A 20368-nucleotide genomic window follows, 5' to 3' on the forward strand; every position below is an offset into this window, starting at 1 on the left:
GTCATAGTGGTTCACCTGATGCTTGTACATCGCCTTGCGCTGCGGCGTCGAGCAGGCGTTGCTGTTTCACTTGTTCGCGTCGCATGGCGAAGAATTCTTTCAGTAGCTGGCCGCATTCCTCGGCCATCACGCCTCCCAGCAGCTCAGTGTGGTGATTCAGCTTGTCTTGCTCAAACAGGTTCACCACCGAGCCGCACGCGCCGGTCTTGGGATCGGCCGCGCCATACACAACGCGCGCCAAGCGGGCGTGCATCATGGCACCGGAGCACATCACGCAGGGTTCCAGCGTGACGTAAAGTTCACATCCGGGCAGACGATAATTGCCCAGCTTCTCAGCCGCCCGGCGCAGCGCCATGATCTCCGCGTGCGCGGTCGGATCATGCTTGCCGATGGGCTGGTTGAAACCGGTGGCGATGACCACGCCATCCTTGACCACGACTGCACCCACCGGCACCTCGCCCAGGGCCCAGGCATTGTTGGCCTGGTCGAGCGCGGCGCGCATGTGGCGCAGGTCGGCCTCGGTGACGGCTTGCGGGAGCACAGCGCCGTCCATCAGTCTGCCGTGATTTCGGCCCAGCAATTGGGCGTTTCGTGCAGCACCAGCTTCTGCAGGTGCAGGCCGGTGCCGTAGCGGTCCTTGTAGGCCGCCTTGAGGATGGCGAAGGCTTCGCGGGCCAGGTTTTCCACCGTCGGGATGCTGCCGATGATGACCGTCTTGTGGCCCGGCAGGCTGGCCAGGAAGTCGCGTACCGGCGCGTCCTTTTCGTAGACCAGGAAGGCATGGTCCCAGACATCGACCAGGTGTTCCTTGGCCAGGGCCTTGATGTCCGAGAAGTCCATGATCATGCCATTGTCGGAATTGCCCTCGATGTCGATGACCGCGCCGGTCAGGGTGATTTCCAGCGTATAGCGGTGGCCGTGCAGGTTGCGGCACTGGCTCTTGTGGTCCGGAATGCGGTGGCCGGCGTCGAATTCGAGTTTGCGGGTAATGGTGAGCATGAATGTTTCTTCGAGGATGGCCGCTGCACAAGCCGTGCAGCAGCCCGGGTGAAGCCATTGTAATCACGCGGCGCAGCGCCGCATGAAGAAAAAAGCAAAAAATCAGTCAGGGGATATTGAGCAGCTTGTGGGTCTGGATGCTCAGTTTCCACTTGGGGTTGTCCTTGACCATCTCGATGGCCAGGCGGGTATTGGCCGCTGCCTGCAGGCCGTCCATGGGTTGCAGCAGGAAGTGCTGGAAATCCAGCTTCTCATACTCGTCCAGCGGCTGGCCGGGCTGCGGCACCACCACTTTCAGTTCGCTGCCGCGTTTGACCTTCAGTTCCGAGCCCATCTTGGGGCTGACGCAGATCCAGTCCACGCCTTCAGGCACCTCGATGGTGCCATTGGTCTCGATGGCGATCTCGAAACCGACCGCATGCATGGCCTCGATCAGGGCCGTATCCAGTTGCAGCAGGGGCTCGCCACCGGTGAAAACGACATATTTGCTGGCCGCATGACGGGCCGGCCAGAAGCTGTTGATCTTGTCGGCCAGCTCAGCCGCCGACTTGAACTTGCCGCCGTTCTCGCCATCGGTGCCGACGAAATCGGTATCGCAGAACTGGCAGATGGCGCGCGCGCGGTCTTCCTCGCGGCCGGTCCAGAGGTTGCAGCCGGAAAAGCGGCAGAACACCGCCGGACGGCCGGCATGAGCGCCCTCGCCTTGCAAGGTATAGAAAATTTCTTTGATGCTGTAAGTCACGATATGAAAGCGAAAGGCGGGCGAAAGGCAGGCGCAGGGCCGCACTGGGACGTATTCATGCGGCGGGCCGAGCCACAGCAAACTTCACTAAGTCACTGATATTGCAGCCCATTTTCTCCGCATCAGGGGCGGTATTATAGCCGCTCCCCGGGCCGGTTCACCTCATTGATCCTCATCGAGCATGCGGCCGGGGACCGCCAAGTCCAGCTTCAGGCCCAGGCGGTCGATCAGGCGGCGGGCGTCAAAGGGGGCCTTGACCTTCATATCGTTATCAAAATAACAGTAAATATCGCGGCTGGCCCGCTTGCGCGGCGCACTCCCGGCAATGCGCGGCCCCTCTTCCGGCTGACCGCCGCCGGCCCAGGCCCGGATACGCTCGGCCCAGGCGTCGATGGCCTCGTCGCTGTAGCCGCTCTGGTACAGGCGCTTGTCGCCATGCAGGCGCAGGTACATGAAATCGGCCGTCACGTCCTCCTGGTAGGGCCATTTCCTGGGCGCATCCGCGACCACCAGCGCCACCTTGTATTTGCGCAGCAGCTTGATGAAGGATTCATCCACGAAGCTGTCATGGCGGATCTCCATGGCGTGGCGCAGCTTGCGCTTGCGGTCGATCTCCAGCGCCGCCCTGCCCTCCATGCGCGGCTCATGGCCCCGCGCCAGCCGCTGCGCCGCCTCGGTATCGTGCGGCAGCAGGCTCAGGAAGTGTTCCAGCGGTTCCGGGTCATAGCGAAAGCTGGGCGGGAACTGCCACAGGAAGGGGCCGAGTTTTTCTTTCAGGTTCAGTACGCCTGAGGCGAAGACATTGGCCAAAGCACCATCAATATCCTGCAGCCGGCGCGTGTGCGTGATGAAGCGGTTGCCCTTGTGGCTGAAGAGGAAGCCCGGCGGCGTGTCTTCATACCAGCGCTGGTAGCTTTCCGGGCGCTGCAGGGCGTAGAAGGAGCCGTTGAGCTCGATGCTGGGCAATACCCGCGAGGCGTAATGCAGTTCGTCGTCCTGACGCAGCCCCTTGGGATAGAAACCGCCTCGCCACGGCGCGTAGCGCCAGCCGGAAATGCCGATCCAGATCTTGCCCACCATGCTCTCCTCGTTCAGGTTCTCCTGATCCGATGTGACCAAAGGCGCGCAGCTTGGTGCCAGCCAGCGCGACCGTAGCGGGCCTGCTGCTGTTACACTGCGGGCCCAGCCGTTGACCGACTCCTGTCCACTACTTCATCATGTCCGCCACTCCTGCCATCACCCAGTTCCGCCTGGCCTCCCCCGCTCCCGAAGTTGACCACCCGCGCGAGGACCGCCGGCTGGAGGGCAATCCGCTGCGTACCACCTGGAATCACTTCACCAATGCCAGCGGCGAAATGAACGCCGGCATCTGGGCCTGCGAAAAAGGCAGCTGGCGCATCGCCTTCGCCCCCAACAAGGATGAATATTTCTGCGTCCTCGAAGGCCGCTGCCGCGTCATTGACGAACAAGGCCATGCGGCCGAAGCGGGACCGGGCGATGCGATGGTGATCCCGGCAGGCTTCAGGGGCGTCTTTGAAGTGGTGGAACCGGTGCGCAAGCATTACGTCATCGTCGAACGCGCCGCCGGTTGAGTACCTGCTGGCGCGGTGCAACTGCGCCCTGACCGGCCCTGGCCGGGCGGCAGCGGAAAGCGCATCGCACACGCCTTGGTGGTCGGCAGCAGCGCTGCCCGTGGCGGCAGGTGCGCGACCTCGGGGCAACCCTGCTTGGATGAATGCACGCATGCACTGTGTCCCCAACTGACAACGCGCCGTTGTCGATGAGCTACAAACTTGCTACTATCGTGGTCAAGGAGATGGCATTCCTCCTTCAACCGCCACCAACGTCCTGTTGGGGCTGATGATGCCTACAGTGACCTGGCAATCCGGGGCTGTAGGCGTTCGCCTTTCTGCTTCGCGCGCTCCACACCCGGTGTGCCAGGATGTTCATTCAGCACTCTGGTCACATGAAAAATCCAAAACTCCCTGAACAGCTGCACCTGCTGCCCTACATCCTCAAGTGGTGCCTGATCGCCTGCCTGATCGCGGCGCTGGCCGGATCGGCCTCGGCCTTCTTCCTCTTTGCGCTGGACTACGCCACGCACTGGCGTGAAACCCATCCCTGGATCATCTGGCTGCTGCCGCTGGGCGGTTTTGCCGTGGGCTGGCTGTACCTGAAGACCGGCAAGCCGGTCGAAGCCGGCAACAACCTGCTCATCGATGAAATCCACGATCCGAAGAAGGTGATTCCGCTGCGCATGGCGCCGCTGGTGCTGTTTGGCACCGTGATGTCGCACCTGTTCGGCGCCTCCGTTGGGCGGGAAGGCACGGCCGTGCAGATGGGCGGTGCGCTGGCCGATCAGTTGACCACGCTGCTGCGCCTGCGCCCGCAAGACCGGCGCATCCTCTTGATGGCCGGAATCAGCGCCGGGTTTGCCTCGGTCTTCGGTACGCCGATGGCGGGGGCGCTGTTCGGTCTCGAAGTGCTGGCCATCGGCCGCATGCGCTATGACGCCATCCTGCCCTGCTTCGTGGCGGCCATCGCGGCCGACCAGGTCGGGCTGGCCTGGGGCGTGCATCACACCCATTACCACATGGGGGGCGTGGTGCCGGTCGCGCTGGCGAGCGTGGCGGCGGTGATTGCTGCCGGTGTGATCTTCGGCCTGGTCGGCATGGTGTTTGCCAACAGCACGCACCGCCTCTCGGGCTTCATGAAACGGCACGTCAGCTATGCCCCGCTGCGCCCCTTCATCGGCGGCGCCATCGTGGCGGTGGCAGTGTGGGCGCTGGGCACGCAACGTTACATCGGCCTGGGCATCCCGGTGATCGTGGAAGCCTTCCAGCAACCGCTGGCCCCTTGGGATTTCCTGGGCAAGATGGTCTTTACGGTGACCTCGCTGGGCACCGGCTTCAAGGGTGGCGAAGTCACACCGCTCTTCTACATCGGGGCGACCGTCGGCAATGCACTCGCACCGCTGCTGCATTTGCCTTTTTCGATGCTGGCCGGAATCGGCTTCGTGGCGGTCTTTGCGGGCGCGGCCAATACGCCGATTGCCTCCACCATCATGGCCGTCGAATTGTTCGGGCCGGAGATCGGTCCGTTTGCGGCGCTGGCTTGCGTGGTGGCGTATCTGTTCTCGGGACATACCGGCATCTACCACGCACAACGTGTGGGACAAGGGAAGTACCTGTCGCTGCCGGAAGGATTGAGGATTGGAGAGATCGGGGCTTACAAGGCAAAGCGCCGGGAGGAACAAGCATCGGAGAACGCTGGCGAAAAGTGATGACAGGCCAGGCGGGTCTGCTGTCTCGTTGAGCAGGAGGGGGATGGCAGAACTGTACCGTGAGCTGTATCGGGACTGTAATGGTCATTGGCTCGAACTGTACTGCTGACCGGGGCAAAGGTGTGCGCACAGGTGTCAGCACGCACTGCGGGTGAAAAGGTGCAGCAGCAAACCTCATCTGCATGCTGACGGTTTAAAAACATTCACCGGCATCCCATCCCCGAACGCGCGATAATCGCCGAAACCAACCAGCCCCGACGGCCCCTCAAAGCCGCACCGCCCGCAGCCCAGCTGCCAAGGAGACCGCATGCCAGCCACACCCGCCTTCGCCCGCACCGTCCGCCATCCTGGCGCGCCCGACCCGCAGCGCATCGTCACCCTGTCCGGTCCGGCGATGTATCTCGATTTCATGCTCGAAGCCGGGATGAACCTGCGCGACGCCATCTGCATTCCCCTGGCGCGCGCGGGCCTGGATGGCGGTACCGTGCGCTTCGCCAACCTTCCCGTCGCCCCCCTGCATTTCCTGATGCCCGCCCTGGCGGTGGATGACCAGCACGCCGCTTTCTACAGCGCACCCCATGCGATGGAAGAAGGAACGGTCATCGAATACGCCTGCGCCACCGCCGGACGCAAGGATGGCGAGCCTTTCGTGCACTGTCACGCCATCTGGCGCGGCCGCGACGGACAGCGCCAGGGCGGTCACCTGATGATGGAAAAAACCGAGGTTGGCGCAAGTACCCCCGCGCAAGCCTGGGGCCTGCACGACGCCACCATGGCGACCCGCTACGATCCCGAGACCAATTTCACCCTGTTCTACCCGACTCGGTTAAGCGACCAGCCTCTTTCAGCGAGTGGAAAACGCGTGGTATTGGCACGCATCCGGCCCGACCAGGACCTGACCATCGCCGTCGAACAAGCCTGCGCGGAGCACGGCATGCGCGATGCCATCGTGCGCGGCAGCGTGGGCAGCATCATCGGGGCGGAATTCGAAGACGGACGCGTACTGGACGACCGCGCCACTGAAATCCTGGTCCGTTCGGGCGAAGTGCGCGATGGCATCGGGCGCCTGGACATCGGCCTCATCAATCCCCAAGGTCAGGTCTGTGAGGGGGTGCTCAAGCGCGGCAGCAATCCCGTACTGATCTGTTTCGAACTGGTGCTGGAAGAGAAGTGATTCAAGCAGGCTTGTGCTGCGCCAGCCATTCCCGCAAGGCACCGTTCATCCGACTTTGCCAGCCATCACCACCGGCCTTGAAAGCCTCAACGATGTCCTGATCAAAGCGCATCGTCACTTGCACCTTGCAACCACTTCCCGCCGGCCTGCCGCGTCCGCGCGCCGGACGCATCGTGGCGAACTGCGCTGCCGTGAGAGGCTGCGCGTCCGGATCCGCCAACGCGGCCTTGGTGAGCGCCACATCTTCGGCGGCCGTGGGTACGATTGTTCCTTGTTTAAGCTTCGGCATAGTGTTGTATCTCCCTTTTGGTTGCCCTGCGCAGACTGATGATGCGCAACACTTCATTTCGCTCCACGAAGACCACCACATGGAGCCGCAGACCGATGTAGGCAATCGCGATTTCCCGAACCTCATCATAGTCAAACCTGCGGTCGACGCTGAGCAATGCCGTGTCCCATTCGATGGCCGCCGCCTCTGCTAGTGAAACGCCGTGCTTGTGTCGGTTGATGGCGTCTTTTTTCGGGTCGAATGTAATCTGCATGGGGATTAATTGTAACTACACTTAATCCGCTCTTCAACCAATATTCGTAGCTACGATTAATAAACCAGCTTTGCTCCGACGGCAGACACAAACGAATAGGCCCGCATCACTGCGGGCCTATTCGTGTTGACACTACTTGATGAAGATTCAATGTTCAATCTAGACGAATCTCGTCAAACACCCACCAGCTTCTTGAACGTCGGCAACACCGCCTCCCCCTTGAAGGGCTTGACGATCCATCCCTTGATCCCGGCCGCCTTGCCACGTTCCTTCATGATGGGCGAGTTCTCGGTGGTCAGCATGATGATGTTCACGCTGGCATTGCCCAGTTCGCTGCGGATCTTCTCGGCCATGGTCAGGCCATCCATGTTGGGCATGTTCACGTCGGAAACCACCAGCTTGATGGCCGGGTCGCCCTTGAGTTTGGCCAGGCCGTCGCGGCCATCCACGGCCAGGGCCACGTCCAGGCCATTCTTCTTGAGGAAGTCACCGACTTCGGCGCGCACGGTGCTCGAATCGTCCACTACCAGGATTTGTGCCATCTTGAATTCTCTCTTTGCTTGATTTGCGTAATTGCTTGAGGGGAAGATAAATCAATGCCGGGGAGCTGCCCCGGCCTCAGAACAGTTCCAGCTCGCCGGATTCGAACAGCTCTTCCACCGAGGTCTGGTTCTCGGTGAAATCTTCCGGCGACCACGACAGGTTGAAGATGAAGCGCTGCAGCAGGACCAGCGGTGCGCCGCCATCCCGGCGCAGCAAGTACTTGAAGCACAGCTGCGCATCCTCCGAACCGAAGGAAATGTAGCGATGCTGGTGATTGATGATGATCGGCACCTGGCTCAGCTGATGAATGGGCTGGGCCTGGTTGATGAAGCGGTTCTTGAACCAGCCCCAGATCAGGTTGGTCAATTCGCCCAGCGCATTGTTGAGATGGCGGAAGTCGCCCGATTCCTCCGGCGCCAGCGCCTGCAGCGTTTTCTGCTCGGCCTGCAGCATCATGTAGCCACGGCACCAGCTGCTCTCCAGCGGAATGAGCGTAAACACTTCCCCGAAAATGATGCGGTCGCGCACCAGGTAAGGTTGCTCGATCTCGACCTGCATGTCCGGGAACTGGCTCTCCAGGACCATGCGGCTGATCTCGGCAATGCCGCGCACCAGCGCATTGGGATACTGCTGGCTGAAGATCGACGAGGCCACCGCCGGTGCCAGGGCATCGATTTCCTCGATGCGGTAGACGGCGCTGAAGAGTTCGCTGTCCCGCCCGGAGAGTTCGGCATCAGCGGCTTCGCGCCGGCGACGCAGGAAGATCGGCAACTCCGGGCGCACTTCGCGGATGCGGCGCGCCAGGCCCGGCCCGCCCTCGCCCAGTCCGGCCAGGCTTTCCGAGAGCATGATGCCGCCCAGGTCCACGTTGCTGCGCAAGACGGCCATCACATGCTCCTCATGGGCCTTCAGCCCGACCAGGTTGTGGCGCTCGCAGAAGGATTTGATGGTGTCGTAGCAGTCGGCATCGCGGTCCAGGACCAGCACCTTGCTGGTGATGGCGTTGTCGAGGCTGGCAGAGGCTTGCATGATGATGAGATTCCCCCGAATCGATGAATGGTCAGAACAGTTCCAGCTCGCCCGTGGTGTCGGCCTCTTCGCCCGGTGCCACCGCAAAGTCCAGCCGGTCATAAGTGGAGACGGCCAGCGAGACGTGCAGACGCGGCGCGTCCGGCATGTCGATGGCGAAATGCCGCACGTGCGCGCAGTTGAGTTTTTGCAGGTAGGCCACGCACTGCGTGTCGATCACGTTGGGCGTGGACATGCCCAGGTGCGGAAAGAAACGCCCCAGCTCGCGGTTGAAGATGCCGCAGCAAAGATTGCCGCATTCGGCGATCCCATCCATCAAGGCCCGCTCGTCCATCTCACCGGCAGAGACCCGCGTCAGCCGCGCAAAATGCCCGCGGGTCGCCATATCCGGGCTGAAATGAAACATCACCATCAGGCGAAACAGATAGGAGGAAATGGTCAGCACCACCATCTTCTTTTCGGTGAGCTCGGCCACGTCTTCGACTACCGATATCTCCGCCGTAGCGTCCGCAGGCACCAGGCTGCTGCGCAGCGCCTGCTGCAAGAGCGTGTCGAAACCATCGCGGGCGCTGGCGCTGATGCGCTCATCGGTGATGATCCCGGCCACGGCTTGCAGCTCGTCCATGTCATTGGCGCTCATGCTGCTTCGGCCAGGGCTTGCCTGGTCTTCTTGTTGATCAGGTCCAGCCCGATGACGGCACCCATGATCATCTTGCCGCCGGCTTGCAGGTCCTGGAAGGTGGTGGTGGTGATCAGGTCGTTCTGGTACAGGTTGGCGCGATAGCTCTTGGAGAGCTTCTCGGCACGCTGCGCCAGGTCACGCACCTCCTGCGCTACCACTGCAAAGCCGCGACCATGTACACCGGCGCGTGCGGCTTCGATGGAGGCGTTCAAGGCCACGATGATGACCTGGTTCACGATCAGGGCGAACTCGTCGTTCTTGCGATGCATCTCGCGGTTGTGGGCGATCAGCTCGTTCATGTCGTCATGCCAGCGCTCGAAGGTACGCACCAGGCCCAGCAGCTTGCTGATGGTGTCCTGCGATTCATCGCAGCTCTGGCGCACGCGCGAAACATGATCCGATTGCTCGCTGGACAGGCGCGCCATCATGGCCTCGCTCTCGCGGCGCATCTCGGCCATATGCTGCTGCGCGGCCAGCCTGTCCTGCTCCAGCTGTTGCTGGTGCGCGGCCCATTGCTGCTGTTGCTCGGCCAGCGCCGCCTGGGCCTGGTCGCGCACGCGTTCCAGCTGGCCGGCGTCGACCAGTTGGCGTGCCCGGCGCTTCTGGCGCAGCCACAGCGCAGCCATCGGCAGGCCGGCCAGGGCGGCGCCCAGCGCCACCAGGAGAAGGGATTCAAACATGGATCTGATTTCCTGCAGGTTGATGTTTCCAGGGTAACGACAGCGGACGGCTCAGGCCACCTGCGGATCGCCGCCCTGCGGCAGTACCAGCGGCTGCACCGCGACCGGTGCGTGGTCCTGCCCGGCCACCGGATAAGGCACATCGATGCCGTCAACTTCCACCGCCACGTTCTCCGGCAGCATCACGATGATCTGGAAGGCGCGGAAGGCAGCGCCCTCCTCCCGATCCGTGAAGCAGATCTCGATCTTGCCGTGTTCACGGGTCACGAAGTCCAGCACCGCATCCATGCCCACGCCGCGTCCGGACACCTCGGTCACTTCACTGCGGGTGGAGAAGCCCGGCTGCAGGATCAGGCGTGCAATCTGGGCGTCGGTCAGCACCTGGTCCACGCTGATGAGCTGCTTCTCAATGCCGATCTGGCGCACCTTGTGCAGGGCCAGGCCACGCCCGTCGTCGGACAGGGCCATCTGGAACATGTCGTCCATCACGCCCATTTCCAGCTTGATGGTGCCGGCTTCAGGCTTGCCGTGGGCCAAGCGTTCCTCGGCCGACTCCAGGCCGTGGTCGACCGCATTGCGGATCAGGTGCATGAAGACGTTCTGCAGCAGCGGGGCGGCAAAGCTGTGGACCACGTAGCCGTTGTCGTCGATCTGCACCACCGGGGCAGCCTTGCCCAGGTCGCTGGCCAGCGCCGGCAGCGAATCGATGACCGGCGCCAGCACAGCCTCGACGGTCTCGGTACCCAAGAGACGCAGGGTACGGCGCACGTCGTTGCGGACGGCCACCAGTTCGTGCAGGTTGGCGGTGTTGACGTTTTCCAGGCGCAGCAGGCTTTCCTGGATGTGCTTGCGATCGATCGTCAGCACATGGCGCTCATAGCCCGGCAGTACCTGGTCGGCACCGGCGCTGGCACCACGGCCCAGGGTCACGTCGTTGATGCGGGCGTAGCGGTCGATGATCTCGCGCACCTGGCCCAGTTGCAGCAGCAATTCTTGCTGGTCCCAGGCAGCGCCGCTGGACGGGTGGCGCAGGTCGTCGTAGTGCTGCTCGGCATGGTGCACCACGTTGGCCAGGTGCAGCAGGCCGTAGGTACGGCCATTGCCCTTGATGGTGTGCATGTTGCGGAACAGCTTGGCGATGGCAAAGGCCGTGGCTTGCGGGTTCTGGTGGACGATCTGCTCGTTCTCGTCCAGGAAGCGGCGGGCGCTGGCGATGAATTCGCTGAATTTGGCCGGCGCCACGGCAAGGATTTCGCCGATCATTTCCAGTTCGCGCTTCTGCTCGTTGGCTTCGGCGGCCAGGTGGCGCAGCTCGGTCACGTCGCGCACGCACAGCATCAGGCGGATCACCAGGTCCTGCTCATCGGTGATCGGCGACCAGGAGAGGTCGAGGATCTTCACGCTGCCATCGGCCATGGTCTTTTCGATTTCGCCGACCATCAGGTGTTCGTTGAAGGTGAAGTTCATCACGTCTTCGCCGATGCAGGCGCCGCCGATGGCTTCGATCTGCGAGAGCGTGTCGGCACCGAGATTGGTGCCGGAGAAGACCAGTTCCATCACGTCGCGGCCGGCGATGTCGGTGGTGTCGAACACCGTTTCCAGGAAGGCCGAATATTCCGGATGCACCTTGTTGCCATCGACGATGGTGAGAATGCCCTGCGGGATGTTCTGCAACATGGCCTGCATGTCGGCGGTCTTCTGGCGTACCTGGGCCGAAGCCTGCTCGATCTTCTCGACCATGCCGTTGAAGGCGACGATGGAATGGCCCACTTCATCCATGCGCTGCACCGGCAGGCGGCGCGTGAAGTCCTGGCTGGTGGCGATCTCGCCCATCATGGCGGCCATGCGGCTGATCGGGCCGGTGATCTGGCGATACAGCAGGAAGCCGATGCCGCCCAGCAGCAGCACCGCCACCACGGTGACGATGCTGATGGTGGTGGTGGTCTGCGCCAGCTTGCCGTTCAACGAGGCAATGGCGTTGTCCTTGAAGCGGTTCTTCTCGATGCGCAGGGTGTTGACGATGCCTTCAAGCTCGGTCTGGTACTGCATCACGCCGCCGAAGAACTGCGCTTGCGCGATCTCGTTCTTGCCGGCCAGCTTGAACTTGGCCGTGGTGTCGATGGCGCCGAAATAATTGTCCAGGCTTTCCTTGGCCTGTTCGATCAAGCCGCGCTGGGCCACGCCTTGCGCCTGCTCGGCCTGGGCCGCCAGGGCTTTTTCGAGGACGGCCTTCTTTTCGGCCAGCTTGTCGTTTTCTTGCGCGACCAGCTGGTTGTCGGTCTCGTTGACCATCACCATGGCGGCCAGTTGCACGTCCTTCAACTGCCCCATCAGGTCGGCCGAAGCCAGCACGCTGGGCATGACACCCTCCGTGACCGAGCGCACCTCGACGGCACTGCTGCGGGATTGCGTCATCGCATAGCCGCCGATGCCGGCGATGGCGATGAAGGTAAGTATCACCAAGAGCGTGATACGCATGCGGATGGTCATGGAAGTCCCCTTGAGGTGGCGGTGAACCGGCGAGGTGTGGACATTTGCTTCAGTTTCTTCCCGGGAAACTGAACGAATGAACAGCCGGTCTGGATGCGGGGCGCATTGTTGCACTGAAGTATTACTGCTCCGTGACAACAAAAACCTTCACCCCTGCCGGGTTCAGCGACTCGCATTCGCCCGTTTCAAGGGGGGCTGCGACAGCATCTTCCTACATCAGCTTGGGGAGCTGTCCGATGGGCCGCCAACGAGGAAGGGCCTAATGTGAAGCTTTTGGCGGTAGGGCCTGTCGCGCCTGGCCGCCCACAAGCTTTCCACATTGAACAGGAGCCCGCATGCCCAGCCTCAATCCCTCCCGACTGCAACGCTTCAAGGACAAGGTCGTCATCGTCACCGGTGCCGGCTCCGGCATCGGCGAAGCCACGGCCCGGCGGTTTTCGGACGAAGGCGCGTCGGTCCTGGTGGCTGACCGCGATGCTGCGGCCCTGACGAAAGTGTTCGATTCCCTCCCCGCCGACCGGACGGCCGCGCGCGAAACGGATGTTTCGCACCACGAAGACGTCAAGCAGATGGTGGAGTTCGCCATCGAACGCTTCGGCCGCCTTGACGTACTGGTCAGCGATGCCGGCATTTTTGCCGAAGGCGATATCACCCAGGTCAGCCCGGAAGACTGGCATCACGTGCAGGCCACCAACGTGAACGGGGTGTTCTACGGCGCCCGCGAAGCCATGCCGCACCTTGAAAAGACGCGCGGCTGCATCGTCAACGTGGCCTCGGTCTCGGGCCTGGGCGCGGACTGGAATCTGGCAGCCTACAACACCTCCAAGGGCGCGGTGGTCAACCTCACGCGCGCCATGGCCATGGACTTTGGCCGCAAGGGCGTGCGCGTCAATGCGGTTTGCCCCAGCCTGACCTTCACCGCCATGACCGCCGACGTGGCAGAGGACCAGGAACAGCTGGCCAAATTCGCCGAACGCATCCCGCTGGGCCGGGGGGCCGACCCCGTGGAAATCGCCTCGGTGATCGCCTTCCTGGCAAGTCCCGACGCCGGTTTCGTGACCGGCGTGAATCTGCCTGTCGATGGCGGCGTGACGGCCTCCAATGGCCAGCCAGCGCAATGACCACCTGTGAAACCAAATGAAGAGGAGCACATCGTGAGCGACAAGATCCCCCTGCCCGAGGACACCACCGAGGCGACCGAAACCGGCATGGACCAGCGCAAGCCGACCCCGCTTCCGCACGATGCGGTCAAGGGCGGCGGTGATCGTCCCTCGCCGGAACATCCCGCGGCGGACGAAGAGCATCCGATTTCGGTGGGAAAACCCTGAGCACCCACAACAACAACCATCACCCCAATGACCACCGACTCCCCGGAGGCTCCGATGTCGTCCACCACTGTCCAGGACCCTGCCCCTTCAGCGCTGTTGCAGCCCGGCCGCAATTGCTGGCGGCAAGAACATGCAGGGCGTTTCAAGCTGCTCATTGACGCAGCGGATTATTTCCGCGCGCTGCGCCTGGCCTTGCTCAATGCACGGCGCAGCGTCTACATCCTGGGATGGGATATCGATAGCCGTACCGTGCTGGTACCGGGGATCAATGACGACGGCATGCCGCCGCAGCTGGGTGACCTGCTGCACGCGCTGGTCGAGCGCCAGCCCGACTTGCACATCCACGTCCTCAATTGGGACTACGCCATGCTCTACGCGCTGGAGCGCGAATGGATGATGGCGCGCAAGCCCGGCCGGCCGCGCAACAAACGCCTGCATTTCCGCACGGATGCGCGACATCCGGTGGGGGCGTCGCATCACCAGAAAATCGTGGTCATCGATGACAAGCTGGCCTTCGTCGGTGGCCTCGACCTCACGCGCTGCCGCTGGGATACCCCGGAGCACCTGCCGGAGCACCCGCTGCGGCGCGATCCCGACGACAAGCCCTATGCGCCCTTCCACGATGTGCAGGCCATGGTGGATGGCGATGCTGCCCGCGCGCTTGGCGAACTGGCACGGCGCCGCTGGAGCCTGGCCGGGTATGCCGAACGCCGTCCGCTGATGCAAGCTGCGCTGGCGCTGCCCTCGGAGGATCCGTGGCCGCAAGGTTTCGAACCGGACCTGCGTGACCTGCAGGTCGGCATTTCCCGCACCGAGCCTGCCTACGAGGGCCGGCCGGGCGTCTTCGAGGTACGCGAACTGTATCTGGACGCCATCGCCGCTGCCCGGCAACACCTGTTCTTCGAGAACCAGTATTTCACCTCCAACGTGCTGTCCGAGGCCATCGGTGCCCGGCTGCGTGAACCCGAGGGACCGGAAGTGGCGGTGATTTCGCCACAGACGCAAAGCGGCTGGCTGGAACAGGCCACCATGGGCGCCCTGCGCGCACGCATCCACCATCGCCTCAAGAGCGCGCTGGATGAACAGGGCCAAGAGGCCGACGCCCGCTACCAGATGTATTGTCCGCACCTGCCCGGCCTGGAAGACGGCAGCTGCCTGAACGTGCACAGCAAGGTCTTCACCATGGACGACCGGATGATCTCGGTAGGCTCCGCCAACATGAGCAATCGCTCCATGGCCTTCGACACCGAATGCAACCTCACCATCGAGGTCCAGGGCGATGCTGCCAAGCAGGAAGAAATCCGCAACGCCATCGCCCTCATGCGCAATCGCCTGCTGGCCGAACACCTCGGCGTGGCGCCGGCCGATGTACAGGCGGCGCTGCAGCGAGAGCACGGCTTGCACGCGGCCATCGCCAGCCTGCGCCAACCTGAGCGGCGCGAACTGCGGCCCATGGATCCACGCCTCATTCCGGAACTGGATGCGCTGACCCAGGACAACGCCGTCTTCGACCCCGAGCGCCCCATCAGCCCGGATGAAATCGTCGACGCCTATGTGCCGCGCAGCGCCAGGAAGCCCGTTCCGCGCCGCATGGTCGGCCTGGGCGTGCTGGCCGTGGCGCTGGTGGTCTTTGCGCTGGCCTGGCGTTTCACGCCACTGCGCGAGTGGATCAACCTGAGTTCATTGATCGCCTTGGCCCGCAGCGTCGACAAGATGCCCTTCACACCGGCCATTGTCATTGCCGCCTTTGTCGTGGCGGGCATGCTGATGGTGCCCATCACGGTACTGATCGCGGTGGCGGGGGTGGTGTTCGGACCTGTCAATGGCGGCCTCTATGCCACGGCGGGCGTGGGTTTGAGCGCCCTGCTCGGGTTTGGCCTGGGGCATTGGCTGGGCCACGACGCGCTGCGCGACATGCTCGGCCCGCGCATCAACAACCTGAGCCGGCGCTTCGCCCAGCGCGGCATCGCGGCCATGGCGGTGGTGCGTTTGCTGCCCATCGCGCCGTTTACCGTGGTCAACGTGGTGGCTGGCGCTTCGCACCTGGGCATGCGTGACTACCTGCTGGGTACGCTCATCGGCATGCTCCCTGGCATCGTACTGACGGTGGTCTTCTCGCATAACCTGGCCGAAGCCATCCGCCATCCCAGCATGAAGACCGTACTGATCCTGGTCGGCGTGACTGCCGCGCTCATGCTGATGGCCTTCGGCCTGCAAAAGCTGCTCAAGCCACGTGACGGCAAGAAGTCCGGCAAGCCGGCCGCAAAGTCCCGCGACAGCGCCTCCGGCAGGCCCGTCACCGAGCAGCCACGCAAAGTCCAGGCGACGACACCGTCCAGCGACGACGGCATGGCGCGCCTGAATGCCGAACACGGTGTGGAGGCAAGGCAGGCCTGATGCGTTCCGCAACCTTGTCCCGCCGTACGCCGCAGGGTGCCCCGGCACCGCACGCGCTGTCCGATACCGAGCTCGTCCTCAGCGGGGACGTGCCGCTGCGCGACCTCGATCCCTGGCCCCTGACGGTGGCCACCTACAACATCCACGGTGCAGTGGGCACGGACGGACGGTTCGCGCCCGGGCGCATCGCCCGGGTGTTACAGGAGATCAAAGCCGACGTGGTCGCGCTGCAGGAAGTCCCCTTGGGCGGCAGCGCGCAGCCGGATGTGCTGGCCTTGCTGAAAGAGGAAACCGGCTTCTTTGCAGTGGAAGGCCCGACCATGAAAAGCGAGGAAAGACGCTACGGCAATGCGGTCCTGAGCCGTTATCCCATCCTGGCCAAAGAGAGCATCGACCTCTCCTTCGGCAGCCGCGAGCCCCGTGGCGCGCTGGATGCTGATATCGATTGCCACGGCCACATGCTGCGGGTGATCGCCACCCATCTCGGCTTGAAGCCCGCTGAACGGCGCGCCCAGATCAAGCGCTTGCTGCAGGCCTTCGATACTGACCAGGCCCCCGTGATCCTGATGGGGGATGTCAATGAATGGTTCATGTGGGGGCGCACCCTGCGCTGGCTGGTCTCCCACTTCGAGGCAGCACCGGCACCGCGCACCTTCCCCTCGCGGCTGCCCCTGTTTGCCCTCGACCGCATCTGGATCAGCCCGCGCCAGCGCCTGCTGCAGGTGCATGTGCACCGCACGGCGCTGGCGCGTGTGGCGTCGGATCACTTGCCGCTGGTGGCGCACATAGCCGGATGAGCGCGGGCCTGCTGCAAATTTCTCAGCCGGCGTTGCGCTTGCCGCTCCACAGCTTGACTGCGAGCGCGATCCAGATCAGCAGGAACAGCATATTGCCCGGCAACCAGATCATCTGGGTCCAGACATAATCCCGTACCCATACCGATGCCGCCTCGCGGCAATCGCACACCTGATCGGCGTAGAACAATTCGCCCCCGCTGCGCGCGGCCACGAACTGCAGCCAGAGAAATCCCAATAACAGCGGGATGCCGACGAAACCGGTCAGGCACCATCGCCGCATCTTGCGGTAACGGCGGCACAAATCGTCGCGGCGTGGCGAGGCGTTACCGCCCCGGCATGGCTGCATGGCGTTGCTGTGCATGTTTCCCCCTTGCACTGGCCTGTGTTGCATGTCTGGTCTGCCCCTGGGTCACCGCTGCGCCGTCATGACGACGCCCAAATGCGCTGCGGCAACCATGAGCCAGTCTCCCCGTGAGGAAAACCGGCGATGTCTGTTCGGATCAACGTAGCGTGGAAAAACGCCGGCCTGCACCGGCGCATGGGAAGAAACAGGCCGCCTGCCATACCGGCGGCTCGTATTTCCCGAGGGCTGTCCTCCGCACCCTCTGCGGAGGAAGACATGGATTTTTATCGTCGTTTGTCGCCGTCTGCGGGCGCTTTCAGGCCACCCCGGTCACCCGGAATCGCTGATTTTTGACGCAAAAGTTCACTTGCCCAGAACCAATACGATACGTTTCGTCTCGGATTCTAGGTGCAATCAGGGCACTGCTCAACAAAATTTACGCTTGTTGGCTCGAAATTTTACTAGGCGTCAAAATGGGTTGCGACAGCGCGATGCTGCCCAGGACCAGCTTCAGTTGGGACTGAATCTGGCGCTCGTCGATATCGCCGCTGCCGGTCAGCAGACGCTGCAGTACGGGGGCATACAGCAGGTCGAAGACCAGGTTGAGGTCGGCGTCTTCCCGGAATTCGCCGCGTTGGGCTCCGCGGCGCAGCACGTTGACCAGCGCCAGGCGGCGCGGCTCCAGGTAGCTGTCATTGAAGATGCGTTTGCTTTCCGGTTCGAACTGGGCCAGTGCGATCATCTCGCGCACCACCCGGCCGGACTTGCCGCCCAGCAGCTGGGACAGTTGCAGCATGTGCTGCTCGATGTCATCACGGGCCGAGCCGCTGTCGCCAATGGGGGGCATGGGCTCCACCGCTCGCAGCAGGGCTTCCATGGCCAGCGCACTCTTGTTGGGCCACCAGCGGTAGATGGTGGCCTTGCCAACACCGGCGCGCGCAGCCACGCCCTCCAGGGAGAGCTTGTCGAAACCGATCTCCTCGAGCATCACATAAGTGGCATCGAGGATGGCGTCATGGCTGACGGCATTCCTGCGGCGACCGGTGGCCGGGTCGGAGATGAAGGTGAGAGAAATGATGTGCTCCAGATGACAAAGGCATGTATTCCGTTCTTGATAACGGCATGCTTTTGGACAACTTGAGCGATTGACAGCAAAAAAACGCAGATTTTTGTGACAAAAAACCCGGCAAGTCCATTACTGCATGGTGACAGCGTCCAGCCGGCGTCCGAAACGCTCCAGACGGGGCTTGTAGAACTGCTCCGCATCCAGCGAGAAAGCGATGCGACGGGTACGTCCCATCAGCTCGTTGCGGGCGAAGAAGCCGAAATAGCGGGAATCCATGCTGTTGTCGCGATTGTCGCCCAGCATCAGGTAGTGATCGGCCGGCACCACGACCGGGCCGAAGCTGCTGTGCAGGCTGGGGTGGGCTTCCGAGAGGCGCACCAGGTGGTTCATGCCATCCAGCGTTTCATCACGATAGCGCGCCTGGTCCACCCCATCGCCGCTCTCGGGCCGTGCGTGCGCGGGGCCATAGCTGGCCGCCTGGCCGTTGATGAAGAGCACGTTGTCGCGCAACTCCACCACGTCGCCAGGCAGGCCGATGATGCGCTTGAGCAGCAATTCGCCGGCCTGCCTTGAATCGATGGTGACGATGTCGCCGCGCCGCGGCTCGCCCAGGCGGGCCAGGCTGATGTGGGTCAGCGGCAGGCGCAGGTCATAAGCCAGCTTGTCGACCAGGATGCGGTCGCCCACCATCACGGTGGGCAGCATGGAGCCGCTGGGCACCACGTTGTAGTCGGCAATGGCGCTGCGAAACACCACCATCAAAGCGATGAAGGCCAGCAGGCCCTTGTTGGCCGCTGCCAGTTGTTTGAGGGGAAAGCTCATGTTGCCGTCTCGCTGATTGTGTTCACGAAGACCACCATGCTAAATGAAATCAGCTCCATGCGGGCTGGACGCTGCGCAGGGGCGAAGCCGGCCGGTCCCATGCCATCGCGGCCACCCCCACGCCGAGCGGCCCACGCAGGCGCCGGGCCGGGCCCCAGGCGGTCATTTCCAGATGCGGATGCACATCGGCCGGCGTTTCGGGGGCCAGCGGCGATTGGCCTGAGGCAGCCGGATAATCAGCCAGCAGACGGGCAGTACGGGCCAGCGACAGGCGGTATTGGCTGCCGCCACCGGTCTGGCGCCGCGTGAGCCCGCGCACGGCGGCCGCCGCCATAAGATAACCGGTCGCATAGTCCAGGGCCTGCACCGGTAGCGGTACCGGCTTGTCGCTGCCGGCGGCGCGCATGCCAGCCTCGGCAATGCCGCTGCTCATCTGCACCAGGCTGTCGAAGCCCCGCCGCGACGACCACGGACCGCTCCAGCCGTAGGCATTGAGGGCCACATCGACCAGCCCCGGGTTCAGTTCGCGCCGCCGCTGCGCCCCCAGCCCCAGGCGCTCCAAGGCATCGGCACGATACCCGTGCACCATCACGTCGGCCTGCCGCACCAGATCTTCCAGCGCGGCGCGCCCGGCCGGCTGGCGCAGGTCCAGTCCGGCGCAACGCTTGCCGAGCGCCATGTCGGGAACCACGCCGGGTTCCTCCCAAGAGGCCGGGTCGATGCGCAGCACATCGGCGCCGAAAGCGGCGAGCAAACGCGTGGCCGTCGGGCCGGCCAGCACCCGCGTCAGATCCAGTACCCGTACCCCGGCCTGTGGGCGCGCTGCGTCGACCGGGCGCGGCGCGGCCGCAGCGGCCTCGAAGTGCTGGCAGGCCACCAGCGGCTCGGCCGCCACGGCTGCGCCTTGCGGATGGCTTGCCCATTGCGCCTGGCTGCGCATTTCAGCGGCGCAGCCACCGTGGGCTACTACCGCGCTTTCCAGTTCGCTGGCGCGCCAGCCTGAGACGGCGCGCCCCACTTGCTCGCGCGTGGCCTGGCCTGCATCCAGCCCCAGCGCTGCCAGGGCAGCGGCACGATGATGGCTGGCGTTGGTATGCAGGCGGATCCAGCCATCGGCGGCGCGGTAATCCCCCGCCACCGCATCCCACAAAGGCGGCGGCGCCCAGCCCTCGGGCCGCAGGCTGCTGCTGAACCACATCGCTGCAAGGCGGCGATCGCAGCTCACCCCGGGGAAGGGCCCCCCGGCACTGCTGACCAGTCCGGCCAGCGCGAGTCCGGCTGCCGCTACCGATGCCTGGGCCAGGTCCGTGGTGGCAAACACCGAGGGCAAATCGCCCTCGCCGGTCAGGCGCACGGCGGCAAGAGCGCCAGGATCGCCGTCGAGGGCGCTCCACATCGTGGCAAGCAGGCTTTGCGAGGGGGAAAGGGAAGTCATGGCAATCCTCGGAATG

General features: G+C 63.6%; 22 protein-coding genes and 1 riboswitch. Of the genes, 7 read left to right on the forward strand and 15 right to left on the reverse strand.

Going from position 1 to position 20368, the window contains the following annotated elements; translation table 11 throughout:
• Window position 1: 1 nt before the first annotated feature.
• The 4 genes from tadA to FYB76_RS08215 all read right to left on the reverse strand — a co-directional run bounded on the left by tadA (window position 2) and on the right by FYB76_RS08215 (window position 2818).
• Window positions 2-553 (reverse strand): tRNA adenosine(34) deaminase TadA, encoded by a 552-nt coding sequence (gene tadA, locus FYB76_RS08200; protein ID WP_088754426.1) that lies wholly within the window; start codon window positions 551-553, stop codon window positions 2-4.
• On the reverse strand, window positions 553-999 hold the full coding sequence (queD, locus tag FYB76_RS08205; RefSeq protein ID WP_034332336.1) for a 6-carboxytetrahydropterin synthase QueD: 447 nt from the start codon (window positions 997-999) through the stop codon (window positions 553-555). The genes tadA and queD overlap by 1 nt, the downstream gene beginning before the upstream one ends.
• Before the next feature lie 106 nt (window positions 1000-1105).
• Window positions 1106-1741 carry a 7-carboxy-7-deazaguanine synthase gene (gene queE, locus FYB76_RS08210; protein WP_088754546.1) on the reverse strand — a complete coding sequence of 212 codons (636 nt, stop codon included), beginning with the start codon at window positions 1739-1741 and terminating at the stop codon, window positions 1106-1108.
• A 162-nt stretch (window positions 1742-1903) separates the two neighbouring features.
• Window positions 1904-2818 carry a DUF72 domain-containing protein gene (locus FYB76_RS08215; protein ID WP_370516330.1) on the reverse strand — a complete coding sequence of 305 codons (915 nt, stop codon included), beginning with the start codon at window positions 2816-2818 and terminating at the stop codon, window positions 1904-1906.
• 140 nt (window positions 2819-2958) lie between these two features.
• On the opposite strand from FYB76_RS08215, the gene FYB76_RS08220 reads away from it, so the two are divergent.
• The 3 genes from FYB76_RS08220 (at window position 2959) to FYB76_RS08230 (ending at window position 6198) form a co-directional block, all read left to right on the forward strand.
• The gene (locus FYB76_RS08220) at window positions 2959-3333 is read left to right on the forward strand and encodes a cupin domain-containing protein (protein WP_088754425.1); all 375 of its coding nucleotides are present in this window, start codon (window positions 2959-2961) and stop codon (window positions 3331-3333) included.
• A gap of 211 nt (window positions 3334-3544) precedes the next feature.
• A riboswitch (Fluoride riboswitch) is annotated at window positions 3545-3618 on the forward strand.
• Between the two features lie 89 nt (window positions 3619-3707).
• Window positions 3708-5024 (forward strand): voltage-gated chloride channel family protein, encoded by a 1317-nt coding sequence (locus FYB76_RS08225; protein ID WP_154133320.1) that lies wholly within the window; start codon window positions 3708-3710, stop codon window positions 5022-5024.
• Window positions 5025-5331: 307 nt separating this feature from the next.
• Window positions 5332-6198 carry a PCC domain-containing protein gene (locus FYB76_RS08230; RefSeq protein WP_154133321.1) on the forward strand — a complete coding sequence of 289 codons (867 nt, stop codon included), beginning with the start codon at window positions 5332-5334 and terminating at the stop codon, window positions 6196-6198.
• A gap of 1 nt (window position 6199) precedes the next feature.
• On the opposite strand, the gene FYB76_RS08235 is transcribed toward FYB76_RS08230, so the two are convergent.
• The 7 genes from FYB76_RS08235 to FYB76_RS08265 form a co-directional block, all read right to left on the reverse strand.
• Window positions 6200-6487: a BrnA antitoxin family protein gene (locus FYB76_RS08235; protein WP_088754422.1), complete on the reverse strand. Its 288-nt coding sequence runs from the start codon at window positions 6485-6487 to the stop codon at window positions 6200-6202.
• A complete protein-coding gene (locus FYB76_RS08240; RefSeq protein ID WP_088754421.1) occupies window positions 6474-6740 on the reverse strand; it encodes a BrnT family toxin in 267 nt (88 codons plus the stop codon). The genes FYB76_RS08235 and FYB76_RS08240 overlap by 14 nt, the downstream gene beginning before the upstream one ends.
• A gap of 173 nt (window positions 6741-6913) precedes the next feature.
• The gene (locus tag FYB76_RS08245) at window positions 6914-7282 is read right to left on the reverse strand and encodes a response regulator (protein ID WP_008329138.1); all 369 of its coding nucleotides are present in this window, start codon (window positions 7280-7282) and stop codon (window positions 6914-6916) included.
• Window positions 7283-7358: 76 nt separating this feature from the next.
• On the reverse strand, window positions 7359-8312 hold the full coding sequence (locus tag FYB76_RS08250) for a chemotaxis protein CheX (protein WP_088754420.1): 954 nt from the start codon (window positions 8310-8312) through the stop codon (window positions 7359-7361).
• A 31-nt stretch (window positions 8313-8343) separates the two neighbouring features.
• Window positions 8344-8952 (reverse strand): hypothetical protein, encoded by a 609-nt coding sequence (locus tag FYB76_RS08255; protein WP_154133322.1) that lies wholly within the window; start codon window positions 8950-8952, stop codon window positions 8344-8346.
• Window positions 8949-9674 (reverse strand): methyl-accepting chemotaxis protein, encoded by a 726-nt coding sequence (locus tag FYB76_RS08260; protein ID WP_088754418.1) that lies wholly within the window; start codon window positions 9672-9674, stop codon window positions 8949-8951. Before FYB76_RS08260 ends, FYB76_RS08255 begins: the two co-directional genes overlap by 4 nt.
• Window positions 9675-9725: 51 nt before the next feature.
• On the reverse strand, window positions 9726-12164 hold the full coding sequence (locus tag FYB76_RS08265; RefSeq protein ID WP_088754417.1) for an ATP-binding protein: 2439 nt from the start codon (window positions 12162-12164) through the stop codon (window positions 9726-9728).
• Window positions 12165-12499: 335 nt separating this feature from the next.
• Here FYB76_RS08265 and FYB76_RS08270 point away from each other — a divergent pair, with 335 nt between their 5' ends.
• From FYB76_RS08270 to FYB76_RS08285, 4 genes are read left to right on the forward strand one after another with little or no spacing between them, the layout of a single operon-like run.
• Window positions 12500-13285, forward strand: a complete 786-nt coding sequence (locus FYB76_RS08270; RefSeq protein ID WP_088754416.1) for an SDR family NAD(P)-dependent oxidoreductase — start codon at window positions 12500-12502, stop codon at window positions 13283-13285.
• A 33-nt stretch (window positions 13286-13318) separates the two neighbouring features.
• Entirely contained in the window at window positions 13319-13492 is a 174-nt protein-coding gene (locus tag FYB76_RS08275) for a hypothetical protein (RefSeq protein WP_154133323.1), read from the forward strand.
• A gap of 54 nt (window positions 13493-13546) precedes the next feature.
• Entirely contained in the window at window positions 13547-15889 is a 2343-nt protein-coding gene (locus tag FYB76_RS08280; RefSeq protein ID WP_154133324.1) for a VTT domain-containing protein, read from the forward strand.
• Window positions 15889-16686 (forward strand): endonuclease/exonuclease/phosphatase family protein, encoded by a 798-nt coding sequence (locus FYB76_RS08285; RefSeq protein WP_154133325.1) that lies wholly within the window; start codon window positions 15889-15891, stop codon window positions 16684-16686. Before FYB76_RS08280 ends, FYB76_RS08285 begins: the two co-directional genes overlap by 1 nt.
• 22 nt (window positions 16687-16708) lie before the next feature.
• Here FYB76_RS08285 and FYB76_RS08290 read toward each other — a convergent pair whose 3' ends face one another.
• The 4 genes from FYB76_RS08290 to FYB76_RS08305 form a co-directional block, all read right to left on the reverse strand.
• Window positions 16709-17047, reverse strand: coding sequence for a hypothetical protein (locus FYB76_RS08290; protein ID WP_229296920.1), 339 nt, complete (start codon window positions 17045-17047; stop codon window positions 16709-16711).
• Window positions 17048-17465: 418 nt separating this feature from the next.
• Window positions 17466-18116 carry a TetR/AcrR family transcriptional regulator gene (locus FYB76_RS08295; RefSeq protein ID WP_255475289.1) on the reverse strand — a complete coding sequence of 217 codons (651 nt, stop codon included), beginning with the start codon at window positions 18114-18116 and terminating at the stop codon, window positions 17466-17468.
• Between the two features lie 108 nt (window positions 18117-18224).
• Window positions 18225-18917 (reverse strand): signal peptidase I, encoded by a 693-nt coding sequence (gene lepB / locus FYB76_RS08300; RefSeq protein WP_154133326.1) that lies wholly within the window; start codon window positions 18915-18917, stop codon window positions 18225-18227.
• Between the two features lie 49 nt (window positions 18918-18966).
• Window positions 18967-20352 carry a CoA transferase gene (locus FYB76_RS08305; protein ID WP_154133327.1) on the reverse strand — a complete coding sequence of 462 codons (1386 nt, stop codon included), beginning with the start codon at window positions 20350-20352 and terminating at the stop codon, window positions 18967-18969.
• Window positions 20353-20368 lie beyond the last annotated feature (16 nt).

The organism is Herbaspirillum sp. CAH-3 (assembly GCF_009668275.1).
GTDB classification, from domain to species: domain Bacteria; phylum Pseudomonadota; class Gammaproteobacteria; order Burkholderiales; family Burkholderiaceae_D; genus Herbaspirillum; species Herbaspirillum aquaticum.

Coding starts and splice junctions, on each gene's coding strand:
- tadA (WP_088754426.1), bottom strand. CDS start 553: ATGGACGGCGCTGTGCTCCCGCAAGCCGTCACCGAGGCCGACCTGCGC.
- queD (WP_034332336.1), bottom strand. CDS start 999: ATGCTCACCATTACCCGCAAACTCGAATTCGACGCCGGCCACCGCATT.
- FYB76_RS08220 (WP_088754425.1), top strand. CDS start 2,959: ATGTCCGCCACTCCTGCCATCACCCAGTTCCGCCTGGCCTCCCCCGCT.
- FYB76_RS08225 (WP_154133320.1), top strand. CDS start 3,708: ATGAAAAATCCAAAACTCCCTGAACAGCTGCACCTGCTGCCCTACATC.
- FYB76_RS08230 (WP_154133321.1), top strand. CDS start 5,332: ATGCCAGCCACACCCGCCTTCGCCCGCACCGTCCGCCATCCTGGCGCG.
- FYB76_RS08235 (WP_088754422.1), bottom strand. CDS start 6,487: ATGCCGAAGCTTAAACAAGGAACAATCGTACCCACGGCCGCCGAAGAT.
- FYB76_RS08240 (WP_088754421.1), bottom strand. CDS start 6,740: ATGCAGATTACATTCGACCCGAAAAAAGACGCCATCAACCGACACAAG.
- FYB76_RS08245 (WP_008329138.1), bottom strand. CDS start 7,282: ATGGCACAAATCCTGGTAGTGGACGATTCGAGCACCGTGCGCGCCGAA.
- FYB76_RS08250 (WP_088754420.1), bottom strand. CDS start 8,312: ATGCAAGCCTCTGCCAGCCTCGACAACGCCATCACCAGCAAGGTGCTG.
- FYB76_RS08255 (WP_154133322.1), bottom strand. CDS start 8,952: ATGAGCGCCAATGACATGGACGAGCTGCAAGCCGTGGCCGGGATCATC.
- FYB76_RS08260 (WP_088754418.1), bottom strand. CDS start 9,674: ATGTTTGAATCCCTTCTCCTGGTGGCGCTGGGCGCCGCCCTGGCCGGC.
- FYB76_RS08265 (WP_088754417.1), bottom strand. CDS start 12,164: ATGACCATCCGCATGCGTATCACGCTCTTGGTGATACTTACCTTCATC.
- FYB76_RS08270 (WP_088754416.1), top strand. CDS start 12,500: ATGCCCAGCCTCAATCCCTCCCGACTGCAACGCTTCAAGGACAAGGTC.
- FYB76_RS08280 (WP_154133324.1), top strand. CDS start 13,547: ATGTCGTCCACCACTGTCCAGGACCCTGCCCCTTCAGCGCTGTTGCAG.
- FYB76_RS08285 (WP_154133325.1), top strand. CDS start 15,889: ATGCGTTCCGCAACCTTGTCCCGCCGTACGCCGCAGGGTGCCCCGGCA.
- FYB76_RS08290 (WP_229296920.1), bottom strand. CDS start 17,047: ATGCACAGCAACGCCATGCAGCCATGCCGGGGCGGTAACGCCTCGCCA.
- lepB (WP_154133326.1), bottom strand. CDS start 18,917: ATGAGCTTTCCCCTCAAACAACTGGCAGCGGCCAACAAGGGCCTGCTG.
- FYB76_RS08305 (WP_154133327.1), bottom strand. CDS start 20,352: ATGACTTCCCTTTCCCCCTCGCAAAGCCTGCTTGCCACGATGTGGAGC.